The organism is Paenibacillus sp. HGF5, assembly GCF_000204455.1.
Classification (GTDB): domain Bacteria; phylum Bacillota; class Bacilli; order Paenibacillales; family Paenibacillaceae; genus Paenibacillus_AQ; species Paenibacillus_AQ lautus_A.
Window position 1 is genome coordinate 95,025 of sequence record NZ_AEXS01000017.1, and the last position, 14,408, is coordinate 109,432.

Here is a 14,408-nt window from a genome sequence, read left to right on the forward strand (position 1 = left end):
CCTCCTTCTCGATTTTAAACCGGCATCGCTTCAGAGGAGAAGTTGATGGTCTCCAGCATCGTCAGAAGCTCGCGAACCGTATCGAGCGAGGTCATGCATACAACGCCATTCTCTACCGCTTCACGGCGGATTCGGAATCCGTCGCGCTGCGGCGTTTTGCCTTTGGTCAATGTGTTGAAGACAAAGTTAGCTTCGCCTGTGCGGATCATATCGAGAATGTTCGGCGTGCCTTCGGACAGCTTGTTGATGGTCGTCACGTCAAGACCCGCTTCTTTGAGCGCTGCCGCCGTACCGCCGGTTGCGATGATTTTATACCCCAGCTTATGGAAGCCCTTCAGCAGCGCAGCCGCTTCGGCTTTGTCTTTATCCGCTATGGTGGCGATGATCGCGCCCGTTGAAGGAATCTTCATGCCTGCACCGATGAGGCCTTTATACAGTGCCTTGGCATACTTCACGTCGCGGCCCATAACCTCGCCGGTCGATTTCATTTCCGGTCCGAGGGTCGGCTCAACGCGGCGAAGCTTCGCGAAGGAGAAGACCGGCACTTTAACCGATACATGCTCGCTTTCCGGCCACATGCCTTCCTCGTATCCGAGATCCTTCAGCTTGCCGCCCATAATGGCCTGCGTAGCCAGGTTCGCCATCGGGATGCCCGTCACCTTGCTCAGGAACGGCACCGTCCGGGAAGAACGCGGATTCACTTCGATTACGTACACTTCGTTTTTATAGATAACGAACTGGATGTTGACAAGTCCGCGTGTATTCAGCTCTTTGGCAATCTTGATCGTAATTTCCGCAATCTTGTCTTTCAGATCCTGGGACAAGTACTGAGGAGGATATACCGCAATCGAGTCTCCGGAGTGAACGCCTGCACGTTCTACATGCTCCATGATGCCTGGAATCAGCACCGTCTCGCCATCACAGATCGCGTCAACCTCCACTTCTTTACCCATCATGTAACGGTCGATCAGAACCGGGTGATCCGGGTTGATCTTAACCGCCTCTTTCATGTAGCTCAGAAGCTCGCTGTCGGAGTATACAATCTCCATGGCGCGTCCACCCAGTACATACGAAGGTCTTACGAGCACGGGGTAGCCCAGCGATTGTGCTGTTTCTACGGCATCATCGACCGACGTTACGGTTTTACCTTTCGGCTGGGCGATCTCCAATCGGGACAGAAGCGCTTCGAATTTCTTGCGGTCCTCGGCTTCGTCAATGCTCTCCAGGCTTGTGCCCAGAATCTTCACGCCCGCTTTGCTGAGCGGCTCCGCGAGGTTGATCGCCGTCTGCCCGCCGAACTGTACGATGACGCCGATCGGCTTCTCCTGCTCGATGACATTCATGACATCTTCGAAGAATAGAGGTTCGAAGTAGAGACGGTCCGATGTATTAAAGTCGGTGGATACGGTCTCCGGGTTGTTGTTGATGATAACCGCTTCATATCCCGCCTTCTGGATGGCCCATACGGCATGCACCGTGGAGTAGTCGAATTCGATCCCTTGACCGATCCGAATCGGACCGGAGCCGAGCACGATGACTTTCTCCTTCGCGGATTCGATGACTTCATTCTCCGTTTCGTAGGTGGAGTAGTAGTACGGCGTCGTTGCTTCAAACTCCGCTGCGCAGGTATCCACCATTTTGTATACCGGACGCAATCCGTGCTCGCGGCGGAGGAATCCGATCGACTCCTCGGTCGTGTGCGTGCTGGCCTTGCCTTCTGCGCGGAGCTCGGCGATGGCACGATCCGTAAAGCCGAGACGCTTCGCTTCGTACAGCGTTTCGTAAGTCAGCGACGCTTCGCTGCGAATATGGTCTTCATACTTGATCAGGCGTTCGATTTTGTCCAGGAACCACCAGTCGATCTTCGTCAGGTCCTGAATCTGCTGCAGATCATAGCCACGGCGGAACGCTTCCGCGATCAGGAACATCCGCTCATCGTCGGCTTTGATCAGGCGCTGCTGGAGCAATTCATCGCTCAGCTCGTTCGCGCCTTTCAGGTATAGACGATGCACGCCGATTTCCAGGGAGCGGACCGCTTTATGGATCGATTCTTCGAAGGTGCGGCCGATTGCCATCACTTCGCCGGTTGCCTTCATCTGGGTGCCCAGCTTCCGGTTGGCATGGATGAACTTGTCGAACGGCCAGCGCGGAATTTTGCTGACGATGTAATCCAGCGTAGGCTCGAAGCAAGCATACGTCTGGCCCGTTACCGGGTTAACAATCTCGTCCAGGGTGTAACCCATCGCGATTTTTGCTGCCATCTTCGCGATCGGGTAGCCCGTTGCTTTGGAAGCCAGCGCGGATGAGCGGCTGACCCGTGGGTTTACCTCGATGACGTAATATTGATAGCTGTTCGGATCCAGCGCGAACTGCACGTTGCATCCGCCTTCGATGTTCAGGGCGCGGATGATTTTCAGCGATGCGGATCTGAGCATTTGATACTCGCGGTCAGACAGCGTTTGGCTTGGCGCCACGACGATGCTGTCGCCGGTATGAACGCCGACCGGATCGAAGTTCTCCATGTTACATACCACGATGCAGTTATCGTTGGCGTCGCGCATCACCTCGTACTCGACTTCTTTCATTCCCGCAATGCTCTTCTCGATCAGGCACTGCGTGATCGGGCTGTAGCGAAGTCCGGAGCTGACCGTTTCGCGCAGTTCCTCTTCGGTTGCGCAAATGCCGCCGCCGGTGCCGCCAAGCGTGTAGGCCGGACGCACGATCACCGGATAACCGATCTCATTCGCGAACTCAAGCGCCTCTTCCAGGGTCGTTACGATCGTGCTCTCCGGCACGGGCTGATCCAATTCGCGCATCAGCTCACGGAACAAGTCGCGGTCTTCGGCTTTTTCGATCGACTCCAGCTGCGTTCCGAGCAGTTTGACGTTTTCCTGCTCCAGGATTCCGGCGCGGGCAAGCTCAACCGCCATGTTCAGCCCTGTTTGTCCTCCAAGCGTCGGGAGCAGTCCGTCCGGACGCTCTTGACGGATGATCTGGGTAACGAAGTCCAGCGTGATCGGCTCGATGTATACTTTATCCGCCATGTTGGTGTCGGTCATGATGGTCGCCGGGTTGCTGTTGATCAGCACGACCTCCATGCCTTCTTCTTTCAGTGCCTGGCAGGCTTGGGTTCCAGCGTAGTCGAATTCCGCTGCTTGCCCGATGACGATCGGACCGGAGCCGATGACGAGAATTTTTTTCAATGTATCATGTTTAGGCATATTATTGAGCTCCTTTCACGGCTGCGGCCAGAACCGCCTGGCGCGGTTTCCGGATTTCATTCTGTTTATGGTCTCTTATCATTTCAAGGAATTGATCGAACAGATAGCTGCTGTCGTGCGGGCCAGGCGCAGCTTCAGGATGGTATTGCACGGAGAAGGCCGGGAATTTCGAGTGCTTCAAGCCTTCGATCGTTTTATCGTTGTTGTTGATATGCGTAACTTCCAGATCCGTCCCTTTGACGGATTCTTCGTTTACGGTGTATCCATGGTTTTGGGAAGTGATGTAGCAGCGTCCGCTGGCAAGCTCTTTTACCGGATGGTTTCCGCCGCGGTGTCCGAATTTCAGCTTCTCGGTGTCCGCGCCCGCAGCCAGCGCAAACAATTGGTGGCCAAGGCAGATGCCGAAGATCGGATATTCGCCGAGCAGTTCTTTGACCATGTTGACTGCGTAAGGCACGTCTTTCGGATCCCCAGGGCCGTTGGACAACTGAATGCCGTCCGGGTGAAGTCTGCGGATTTCATCGGCCGTCGTGTCATGCGGAACGACCATGACGTCACATCCGCGGGACGTCAATTCGCGCAGAATCCCGCTTTTTGCACCGAAGTCGACCAGAACGATCCGTTCCTTTGAACCTGGACTCGTAAACATTTGCGGCGTTGAGGTTTTTGCCACCTGGTTGCGGAGTTCAGCGATCGTTGTATCGCCGAGCATCTCCTTAAGCTCTTCCACCGGTTTGTTGGAAGTGGTCAGAATGCCCTTCATCGTACCGTAATGACGGATGATACGGGTTAGCATCCGCGTATCGATCTCGCTGATCCCCGGAATTCCGTATTCCTTCAACAGGCTGTCAACGCTGTATTCTGCACGCCAGTTGCTGGGAACAGGCTCATGACGACGAACGACGAATCCGTGAACGAACGGCCGAATGGATTCAAAGTCATCCCGCGTGATGCCGTAGTTGCCGATCAAAGGGTACGTCATGGTTACGATCTGTCCGCAGTAGGACGGGTCGCTCAGCACCTCTTGATATCCTGTAATCCCTGTATTGAAAACAACCTCTCCGGTCATTTCAGCATCCGCGCCGAAGGATTTTCCGCTGAACAGCGTTCCGTCCTCCAGTAACAATCTTGCCTGCATCCCGATCACTCCTGTCATCTATGTGTAATTTATTTTATAAGTCTTTTGCCTATTTGTTACTTAGAATCCGTTTTGTTCGGACCATTTCACTTCGCCGTCCACCCAAGTCATCACGGGCCAGCCTTTCAGCTTCCAGCCTGTAAATGGCGTGTTGCGGCCTTTTGTTGCGAACTCTTCCGGGTTCACTTCTTTCTCCGCTTCGAGATCGATCATGGTCAGGTCCGCTGCTTTACCGGCTTCCAGCACACCCGTTGCAAGACCGAATACTCTTGCCGGATCGCTTGTCATCCGTTTTACGAGCAGGGCGAGATCCCATTTTCCTGTGGCGACAAACTTGGTGTAGAGCAGCGGGAACGCCGTTTCGAATCCCACGATGCCGAAGGGAGCCAGCTCCATGCCTTTTGCTTTCTCTTCCGCGCTATGCGGTGCATGATCCGTTACGATCATATCAAGCGTTCCATCCAGCAGACCTTCTATACAAGCCTCCACATCACGCGGTGTGCGCAGCGGCGGGTTCATCTTCCAGTTTGCATCAAGGCCCGGAATGTCTTCGTCGGAGAGAACCAGATGATGCGGGCATACCTCGGCCGTTACCGAGATGCCGATCGCTTTTGCCTGGCGGATCAATCTTACGGACTGCTCCGTGCTCACATGGCATACATGGTAATGCACGCCGGTGGCTTCGGTCAGCAGAATGTCGCGCCCGACATGGATCGCTTCCGACTCGTTCGGTATTCCTTTCAGGCCGTGCTGCTGAGCGAATTTGCCCTCGGTCACGCAAGCTCCCTTTACCAGCGAGTCATCCTCGCAGTGCGCAATGACCGGCATACCCAGCGCTTTCGCTTTATTCATGGCATCTTTCATCATCTGTGCGTTCTGCACACCGACGCCGTCGTCCGTAAATCCGATCGCACCCGCGGCCTTCAAGGCCTCAAAGTCCGTCAGTTCGCGGCCCAGCTCGTTCTTCGTAATGGCTGCATATGGCAGCACCTTCGCAAGATTCGCCTCGCTGGCCTTATCCAACACGAGCTTCACCGTTTCCGGCGTATCGGTCACCGGTCTTGTGTTCGGCATGCAGGCGATGGTTGTAAAACCGCCTTTGACTGCCGAGCGGCTGCCGCTCTCGATGGTTTCCTTGTGCTCATAACCCGGCTCTCTCAAGTGCACATGCATATCGATGAATCCCGGCGTGACCAGCTTGCCCTCGGCATCGATGATTTGAACGTGATCGCCCGGTTCCGGCAAGGCTGCGATATCGCTCGCAACCGACTGAATCAATCCGTCTGCAATGACGATATGTTTATCTTCGAGCTGTCCTTGTTCATTGATCACTTTGGCATTCTTTATCACTTGCATTTGCATCTTGGTTCCCCTCCGCAGCAGAAGCACCGTTCGCTTCTTTGTATATTGTATAATAAAAATTCATGTTTGTGTATAATTATTAATATTTATTCATTCTGTAAACCGTATTCCGCATGTTCGAATCAGACCATCGCCCGTTCCATGACCGCCATGCGAATGGGCACTCCGTTCGCCATCTGCTTGAATATCATCGATCTCGGGCTTTCCACGACCGCGTCGTCGATTTCGACGTTGCGGTTCACCGGTGCCGGATGCATAATCATGGTGTGCCCCGACAGCTTGGCCGCCCGCTCTTCCGTCAAGCCGTACTGCTCCCGGTACTCCGCGCTGGATTTGAACACCCCTTCGTTATGGCGTTCCAGCTGAACTCTCAGCATCATCACCACATCGGCCTTGAGCGCCTTTTCCATCGATACGTAAGGCGCATACTGAGCCAGCTCCGGAGCCTGCATCGATTCCGGCGCGCAGAACTGCACATGGGCTCCGAACTTCTGCAGGGCCCACAGATCCGAACGAGCAACCCGGCTGTGCTTGATGTCCCCGATGATGGATACCGTTAATCCCTTAAGCTCGCCGAAGCTTTTCTTCATCGTGTATAGATCAAGCAGCGCCTGCGTGGGATGCTCATTGTTGCCGTCGCCCGCATTGACCAGCGGAATCGAGATCCGCTCCGCCAGCTCCTGCAGCACGCCGGATGGCTTCAGCCGGATGACGCCCGCGTCGATTCCCATGGATTCCAGCGTTCTGACGGTATCGTAGATCGACTCGCCTTTCTCGACGCTGGATGCTGCCGCCGCAAAGTTCATGACCTCGGCACCGAGTCTTTTCTCAGCCATTTCAAACGAGAATCTCGTCCTGGTGCTGTTCTCGAAGAACATATTTACCGCAAATTTCGATTGAAGTACCGGCACCACTTTCTCGGACTGCGCTTCCCAATATGCTGCCCGATTCAGGATGGATCCGATTTCGTCTCTGCTAATATCCTTCAAACCTAAGAGGCTGCGTTCTTTCAATGAAATGGCTGTTGTCATGATTATCGTTCCTCTCTTTGGCTAATGGTCACTTCGTCCTTGCCGTCGATTTCGGTTAATGCCACCGTAATTTCCTCTTGTTTGGAGGTAGGAACGTTCTTTCCGATATAATCCGGCCGGATCGGCAGCTCGCGATGCCCCCGGTCTGCCAAAACCGCAAGCTGTATCATTCTAGGCCGTCCGCAGTCCATCAGGGCGTCCATCGCTGCCCGAATCGTCCGGCCGGTGTACAGCACGTCATCAAACAAAATAACCTTCTTGTCATGGATGTTCAGGTGCGCTAGGCTGTGCTTCGCTCCCTCAGCCCGTTCCGCAGCGGCTCCCTTGCTGTCCCGGTCATCGCGGTAGGAGGTCACGTCGATCTCTCCCCAAGGAATCGGAGTACCTTCGATCTCGTTCATTCGCTCCGCGATTCTCTGGGCAAGAAACACGCCGCGCGTGCGGATCCCGACCAATACGCAATCCTCGATCCCTTTATTTTTTTCCAATATTTCATGGGCAATTCTCGTTAGCGCGCGGCGGATGGCCGTCTCGTCCATAATCACATGCTGTTCGTTGCTCATCCTCTTGTCCTCCTTCTAAACGTTTGATTAGCCCTTTATCGTTCCTGACGATCCGTGGTTTCATTCCACACAAAAAAACTCCTTGCCCGGCTGGACAAGGAGTTGATCTCATAGAGATGGTGTGGAAAGCGCAGCATCTATCCGCAGACAGAGCCATGCCTCCTGTTAATGAACCTCGGTTCACGTTACCTTGCCAGCCTCACGGGACTGATTTAAAGGTGCTATTCGATTGATCCCATTATGACAGACACTACAAGAGATGTCAACAGCAATCATGTCGAACGTTGTCGCGTTCCAAGCACGTTCATAGCCTTTTTTTAGAACTCAAATTCCACATCGCTGAGTCTTCTGCGAATTTCGGAAATGACGCGTTTCTCTTCCTCCTCGCCGTCGGCAATGAAGGTAACGGAGAATCGAACGAAGTGTCCTGCATCATCCCAAGGGACGGTGGAGATCAATTTCTCGCGAATCAGGTACTGGGAGAAGTCTTCCCCGGATTCAAAACGGCGTCCGCCTTTGACGCCTTTCGGAGCCTCCACATACAGGAAGAAGGAGCCTTTGGGCTTCTCCGCCGTAAAACCGAGTCCGTTCAGCACGTCGACCAGCATGTTGTGGCGGCGGGAATACTTCTCGGCAATCTTCTCCGTAATTTCCGGATGATCCAGACCGTAAGCGGCAGCCTTTTGAATGGCGATGAATTGTCCGGAATCGTTGTTGTCCTTCACGTCGCCAAACGCTTTAACCACCAGCGGGTTCCCGGCGATGAAGCCAATGCGCCACCCCGTCATGTTGTAGGATTTGGACAGGGAGTGAAGCTCCACGCCGACGTCCTTCGCTCCAGGAACGGATAGGAAGCTCAGCGGCTTCAAACCATCGTAAGTGAGCGCAGCATAAGGTGCGTCATGAACAACCACCACGCCATATTTGCGGGCCCACTCGACAACCTCGGCGAAGAATTCGGCCGTTGCGCTGGCCCCCGTCGGGTTGTTCGGATAGTTCAGGTAGAGCAGTTTGGCACGGCGGGCAATGTCCTCAGGGATCGAGCCGAGATCCGGCAGAAATGCATTCTCTTTTTTCAGCTCCACATTGTAGACTTCGCCGCCCAAATACTTGGTATGCGTTCCGAGCACAGGATATCCGGGAACCGTCATGATCGTGATGTCGCCCGGGTTGATGAAACAGGACGGCAGCATCGCCAGTGCCGGCTTGGAGCCGATGGAGTGCAGCACTTCCGTGGACGCATCGATGCCTTCGACGCCGAATACGTTGTTCAAATAGCGAACAGCCGCTTCCTTGAACTCGGGAATCCCGTTATCCGCATATCCGCGGTTTTCCCGCTTCGCCGCCTCTTCCGCCAGCTTTGCCACGATGCCTGCATCCGCCATCTCATCCGGCTCGCCTACTCCCATATCGATCAACTCGGTATCAGGATGCTCCTGCTTCGCAGCCGCCTTTGCTCTCTTGATCTTCTCGAATTTATAAATGGCCGTATCTTTACCGTAATTAGCACCGCCAATCCGATCGGCAAAGCTCTGTTGAATGTACGTTTCCTGATATTTATCCATGCTCATGATTTGTATTCATCTCCTACTCTAGCTTTGTTACACATCCTAAATATGCAGGAAAATCACAACTGGAGCCATGCATTATATATCAGATGATTTGTACTTTTTAGGTTGAGTCGGAGCTGATAGACACCATGGCCTCCCTGCACGAAGTGGTTAAGACAGCTCCAGCCATTCCGCTAGGAGCTCGTCGCGGCTCGCTGCCAGCGACTCCCGCTCGTTCCAATGCTCTTCGAGCAGCGTCATGTCCGAATTGCCGCTTATCGAGCCTTCCGTTTCAAGCCAGCCGTCCAGCTGCCGGATGCGGGTCTCCAAACGGGCGATCTCCTCTTCCAGCCATTTGGATCTTTCCGCGGCAGAGCGATCAGGATGGTTGCGTTCGAATTTCTGGCCGGGCTTTTCGTTGGATTTGGACGGCGGCGTCCCCTTTTGTAAAGAAACGGCATTCGCACCAGCTCTGAGTTCTCTTACCTGCAATGCGGCTTCAAGCTGGTCTTTCTTGGCCCGGAAATCATCATAATTTCCATGAAAGACGGTCAGCGTTCCTTGGTTTAAATCCCACACTTTGCCTGACACTTGGTTTACGAAATAACGGTCGTGGGAAATGGCAAGAACGGTCCCCTGATACCCCTGCAGCGCATCCTCCAAGGTCTCCCGGGAAGCAATATCCAGATGGTTCGTAGGTTCATCCAGCAGCAGCAGGTTCGGCTTTTGATGGATAAGGAGCGCCAGCCTCAATCGTGTCCATTCACCGCCTGACAGCTGGCCCACCGATCGGAACACGGCCGCGCCATAGAACAGATATCTTGCCAAAATCCCGCGGGCCTCTCCCTCTTCAACCCCGGCGTTCTCCCGAAAATATTGGAGCACCGTTTCCTTCGGATTATCCGGCTCCTCCTGCTGGGCCAGATAACCCACGTCGACGCGCGCGCCCCATTCAAGGGACCCGGCGTCGGGCATAAGCTCACCCACCAGCACTTTGAACAGCGTCGTTTTTCCGCTGCCGTTCGGACCCATCAGCGCAATTTTTTCGCCGAATTCGATAAGCCCGGAAGCCCCTCCCAGCACCGCCTGATTCCCGTAGCGAACCTCAACTTGTTCAAAGTATGCCACGCGGCGGCCGGAACGATCCTGAGGATGAAGCTCGAAATCGGCCTGTCTTCGATCCAGCACAGGTCGCTTGACCTTCTCCATCCGTTCCAGCGCTCGCCGCATGGAAGCCGCCCGCTTAAAAAATTTCTCGTTGCCGCCGATCCGGCCGAATTCCTCCAGCTGCTTGATGGATTCCTTCATCTTCTTGATCACTTTCTGCTGCTCCTGGTAATCGGCGAACTGCTGCAGCAGCCGTTCTTCCTTGTCTTTCATGAATGCGGTATAACCACCCTGGGCAGAGAAAGCCTCTCCGTCCTCGAGCTCTATCGTCTTGGTCACCACCCGATCGAGAAAATACCGGTCATGAGAAATAATGACACAGGTTCCCGGGTATTCCCGCAAAAATTCCTCCAGCCATTCCGTGCGTGCCAAATCCAGATGATTCGTCGGTTCATCGAGCAGGAGCAGATCAGGCTGTACGATCAGCTGCGATGCCAGTACGACGCGGGTTTGCTCTCCCCCCGACAACGAGCCGAATGACAGTCCGTACTCGCTCTTGGGTATTTGCAGCCCGGTAGCGATTCTGTCGATGCTGGCTTCCAGCTCATAACCGCCTTCTGTTTCAAACCGTTCCTGGAGCGCCGAGTAGCGACGCAGCACACGATCGAGCAGCTCAGAATTCCCGGCGATTCCCGGATCACTCATTCTCTTCTCCAGTTCCGTCATCTCCGCGCGGTATTCCTTCAAGTGAATCAATCCATGGGACAGTACATCCAGCACCGTCCAGGAATCCATATGGCTCGGAATCTGCTCCACATAACCGATTTTCGTATCCTTCTTGATGGCAAGCTGCCCTTCGTTCGGCTGATCCAATCCGGCAAGCAGGCGCATCAGCGTGGACTTGCCGCTTCCGTTTCTGCCGATTAGCGCTACCTTCTCGCCTTCCTGTATTTCAAACGATATCCCGTCCAATACCAGCTGGGCCCCGTGGTATTGCGTCAGTTTCTGTACATTGATCATATTCATTCTTGGTTTCCTCCTGTATGCTGCGAACATTCCCCATACTCTGTTCGATAGCATGAATTAGGGAGAAGAACCGGACTGCAAACGCAAAAAGGGTCCACAGAGCAAGCTCCGCGGACCCTTAAGAATCGTAAGCCTTAAATCGGCTTAATCCGTGCAGGCAGGCAGGTGACTTCTCGCGATGGTACAACTCGTATCATTAAAATTGGACAGACCTCTCCCGTTGTTGAGAAATGCATGAACAATGCCAGCCATAGCGATAGGCAGCTGGCTAATACGGTTGTTGACCATCTCGATATTCATCCTGCTCACCTCCTTCATCAAAGTTATCGTCACTATACCATATCCATGGTTTGGAAAGCAAGAAAAATAGCCCCGCAAAGTGGAGCCCATGGAGCCCATGCTTTGATGCTTAACCCAAATCCTTTGTGGGACCCCACAACTAATAAATGCGAAAAGGGACCGCTAGCGGCCCCTTAAAATCGTCAACAGCTCATTCATATCGCTCGGCATCGGTGCCGAAAACTCCATATACTCCCCGGTCGAAGGATGGACAAAACCCAAAACGGCCGCATGAAGCGCTTGTCCGTTCAATTTGATCCCCTTGCTCTTGCCGTAAACGGGATCCCCTACGAGAGGATGCCCGATATACTTCATATGCACGCGAATCTGATGGGTTCGTCCCGTCTCCAGCTTAAGCTCGAGGAGACTGTAATCCCCGAACCGCTCCACGACGGTAAAATGCGTCACCGCATGTTTGCTGTTCCGGTCCGTGACGGTATACAGTTTGCGATCCTGCGCGTCCCGTCCGATCGGTGCGTCAATGGTTCCCTGATCATGGCTGATATTGCCGTGCACCAACGCCAAATAACGGCGGTTCACGCTGTGCTCCTTCAACTGGGCGGCCAGCGAAGCATGGGCTTTATCATTCTTCGCGGCCATGATCAGGCCCGTAGTATCCTTATCGATCCGATGGACGATGCCGGGGCGAAGCTCTCCATTGATTCCCGACAAATCCTTGCAGTGAAACATCAATGCATTCACTAGCGTGCCGGACGAATGCCCCGGAGCCGGATGGACAACCATCCCTCTCGGCTTGTTTACGACAATCACGTCTCCGTCTTCAAACGCGATCTCAAGCGGGATGTCCTCGGGAATGATTTCGACGGCCGATGGCTCGGGAACCTTCAGCACGATGCGGTCACCCTGACTTACTTTGTAATTGGACTTGATCGGGCCATCGTTCACGCTCACATGTCCGTCCGCAATCCATAACTGCACTTGGGAACGCGACACATCTTCCCCAAGATTCTCCGTTATGTATTTATCGATACGGGTTTTGGCAGCGTCGGCCTCCACCGTCCATTCGCTGGCTTCCGTTTCCCGACCGTTCTCATCTGTCCAATCCGTATCTGTATCCTTACCGTCTTGCACTATCATTCAGTCCCTTCTGTGCCAGAAACTTCACTTGTTGTCTGCATCTTCTCGCGTCTTCCTTCCAGAAGCGTATCCAATATGATCAGTCCCACGCCGATCACGATGCAAGAATCGGCAATATTAAAGATCGGGAAGGTGTAGCTGCCAAAATTAAACTGCAGGAAATCGACGACCTCTCCCATTATCAATCGATCGATGAAGTTTCCGAGTGCCCCTCCAAGTACAAGCGCAAGCGCGGTCGGCAGCAGCTTGCGTCCTTCTTTTGATACCTTCCGCAGGTACCAGACGATTCCGCCCACAACGATTATTGTCACAATGATGAAGAACCATAACTGGTCCTGAAGTATGCCGAACGCGGCTCCCCGGTTCCGGCTGGACGTGATCAGGAAGAAATCCCCGATGACCGGTATCTGTTCATAAAGCTCGAGCCTGGTAGCAATCAAGTACTTGGTTCCCTGATCGATTAGAAATAAAACAAATGCAATCAAATAATATACCACTTGTTTATGTCACTCCGTTCTTGTCTTCTCCAATCAGGCGAACTTCTTCGCCGATCGGTCCGTAACTCGTCTTATTGTAGCACAGCGGCTCAGAAACCGTCCATTCCTGTCCAGCGGCGAGAACATTTTCCGTCAGTAAAACCTTATCGATGGGTGCACTCTATACCTATGAACCAAGAAGGTCAACTTCGGGACCATGAAAGGAGCCTGACATGTCGCATCTCACTCAGGAGCAACTTCATAATTTGCAACAAAAGCTGATGGATCGAAAGGTTGAACTTGAACGGCGCATGGTCAATAACGACCAACACGGGCTGGGAGAATCGGAGCGAGATATGACCGGCGAGCTGTCCCATATTGATAATCATCCTGGCGATGTGGGAACCGAGGTGTTTGAAAGAGGAAAAGACCTCGCGCTTCAGGACAGGGTGGATCAGGAGCTGCAACGGGTAATTTTTTCGCTGGAAGCCATTCATCATGGCCGTTACGGCGTCTGCCTTACCTGCGGCCAGCCCATTCCGTACGAGCGGTTGGAGGTTATCCCGGATACGCAATATTGCGTAGAACATACGCCTCGGGAGCGCGTGTCCCGCGACCGTCCGATCGAGGAGGACGTTCTAGCTCCCGCTTTCGGAAAATCCAGTATGGATGAGCACGAATATGCTGCATTTGACGGCGAGGACGCCTGGCAGATCGTTGAGAGCTGGGGGAACTCCAATTCCCCGGCTTTGGCGGAAGGTAACGAAATTGACAGCTATAACGAAATGGATATCGAGAATGGCGACGATCAAGGCGGGTTCGTGGAGGTATACGAAAACTTCGTTGCCACCAATATCGATGGCTCGGAAGTGTTTATCGTACGCAGTCCCCAATATGTCGATTACCTGAACCGGGGCGAAGGAAGCTATCTCCTTGACCCCCATGGCGACCCGGATGATGAATCATTCAGCTGATTAAGCGTCTTACCCGGCAGCATATGACTTGCAGCGGCTGCCGGGCATTACATAATCCATTACGTCAGTTCAAGCTGGCGCTGGACAATCCGGACAATATCCGCAATGTAATCGCCGATAATAGGCAAATTCAGCGCGCCAAGCGCCTGCAGGGCATATATGATGGTTGCCGCAAAAAAAGTAAACCCGATCGCGATTCCCACGCCGCGTGCCGACCCGGCCAACAGATTGGTCCAGATCAATTTCCAGGGGCGGTTCAACAGCTGGGTGTATTCCGCGATCCGGGCCTTCTCCAGCTGCTGCGCGATGTCCGTGGTCATGCGGTGTATGGCGCTCAACTGGTCCCGTTCAGCTTCCACAAGCGATTTATTCTTTTCGGTTGATAACGCATTTTCCGGCTTCTCTGCCATATTCACCGCCCCCTTGCCACTATACTAGGCAGACTCTGGAAAAAACAGATCAGGATCCGCTTTCTTCCTGCTTGAAACCTTACATAACATGCATGAGAATTCGCTGATTATTA

General features: G+C 53.6%; 12 protein-coding genes. 1 reads left to right on the forward strand and 11 read right to left on the reverse strand.

What is annotated here, in order from left to right:
* Positions 1-14: 14 nt before the first annotated feature.
* The 10 genes from carB to lspA all read right to left on the reverse strand — a co-directional run bounded on the left by carB (position 15) and on the right by lspA (position 12,932).
* A complete protein-coding gene (carB, locus tag HMPREF9412_RS02315; protein ID WP_009589631.1) occupies positions 15-3,221 on the reverse strand; it encodes a carbamoyl-phosphate synthase large subunit in 3,207 nt (1,068 codons plus the stop codon).
* A gap of 1 nt (position 3,222) precedes the next feature.
* Positions 3,223-4,359: a glutamine-hydrolyzing carbamoyl-phosphate synthase small subunit gene (gene carA / locus HMPREF9412_RS02320; protein WP_009589632.1), complete on the reverse strand. Its 1,137-nt coding sequence runs from the start codon at positions 4,357-4,359 to the stop codon at positions 3,223-3,225.
* 60 nt (positions 4,360-4,419) lie between these two features.
* A complete protein-coding gene (locus HMPREF9412_RS02325) occupies positions 4,420-5,721 on the reverse strand; it encodes a dihydroorotase (protein WP_009589657.1) in 1,302 nt (433 codons plus the stop codon).
* A gap of 122 nt (positions 5,722-5,843) precedes the next feature.
* The gene (locus HMPREF9412_RS02330) at positions 5,844-6,755 is read right to left on the reverse strand and encodes an aspartate carbamoyltransferase catalytic subunit (protein ID WP_302621986.1); all 912 of its coding nucleotides are present in this window, start codon (positions 6,753-6,755) and stop codon (positions 5,844-5,846) included.
* Positions 6,755-7,315 (reverse strand): bifunctional pyr operon transcriptional regulator/uracil phosphoribosyltransferase PyrR, encoded by a 561-nt coding sequence (gene pyrR / locus HMPREF9412_RS02335; RefSeq protein ID WP_009589585.1) that lies wholly within the window; start codon positions 7,313-7,315, stop codon positions 6,755-6,757. The genes HMPREF9412_RS02330 and pyrR overlap by 1 nt, the downstream gene beginning before the upstream one ends.
* 317 nt (positions 7,316-7,632) lie before the next feature.
* A complete protein-coding gene (locus HMPREF9412_RS02340) occupies positions 7,633-8,886 on the reverse strand; it encodes an LL-diaminopimelate aminotransferase (RefSeq protein ID WP_009589610.1) in 1,254 nt (417 codons plus the stop codon).
* 150 nt (positions 8,887-9,036) lie between these two features.
* Complete coding sequence (abc-f, locus tag HMPREF9412_RS02345) at positions 9,037-10,998, reverse strand: ribosomal protection-like ABC-F family protein (protein WP_009589581.1); 1,962 nt, start codon at positions 10,996-10,998, stop codon at positions 9,037-9,039.
* 144 nt (positions 10,999-11,142) lie between these two features.
* Positions 11,143-11,298, reverse strand: coding sequence for an RAxF-45 family protein (locus tag HMPREF9412_RS32760; protein WP_009589583.1), 156 nt, complete (start codon positions 11,296-11,298; stop codon positions 11,143-11,145).
* 162 nt (positions 11,299-11,460) lie between these two features.
* Complete coding sequence (locus HMPREF9412_RS02350) at positions 11,461-12,435, reverse strand: RluA family pseudouridine synthase (RefSeq protein WP_050802777.1); 975 nt, start codon at positions 12,433-12,435, stop codon at positions 11,461-11,463.
* A complete protein-coding gene (gene lspA / locus HMPREF9412_RS02355) occupies positions 12,432-12,932 on the reverse strand; it encodes a signal peptidase II (protein ID WP_009589639.1) in 501 nt (166 codons plus the stop codon). Before lspA ends, HMPREF9412_RS02350 begins: the two co-directional genes overlap by 4 nt.
* Positions 12,933-13,144: 212 nt before the next feature.
* Here lspA and HMPREF9412_RS02360 point away from each other — a divergent pair, with 212 nt between their 5' ends.
* A complete protein-coding gene (locus HMPREF9412_RS02360) occupies positions 13,145-13,885 on the forward strand; it encodes a TraR/DksA C4-type zinc finger protein (protein ID WP_009589648.1) in 741 nt (246 codons plus the stop codon).
* 59 nt (positions 13,886-13,944) lie between these two features.
* Here the strand turns inward: HMPREF9412_RS02360 and HMPREF9412_RS02365 are convergent, their stop codons facing one another.
* A complete protein-coding gene (locus tag HMPREF9412_RS02365; protein WP_009589626.1) occupies positions 13,945-14,295 on the reverse strand; it encodes a DUF5665 domain-containing protein in 351 nt (116 codons plus the stop codon).
* Positions 14,296-14,408: the final 113 nt, after the last annotated feature.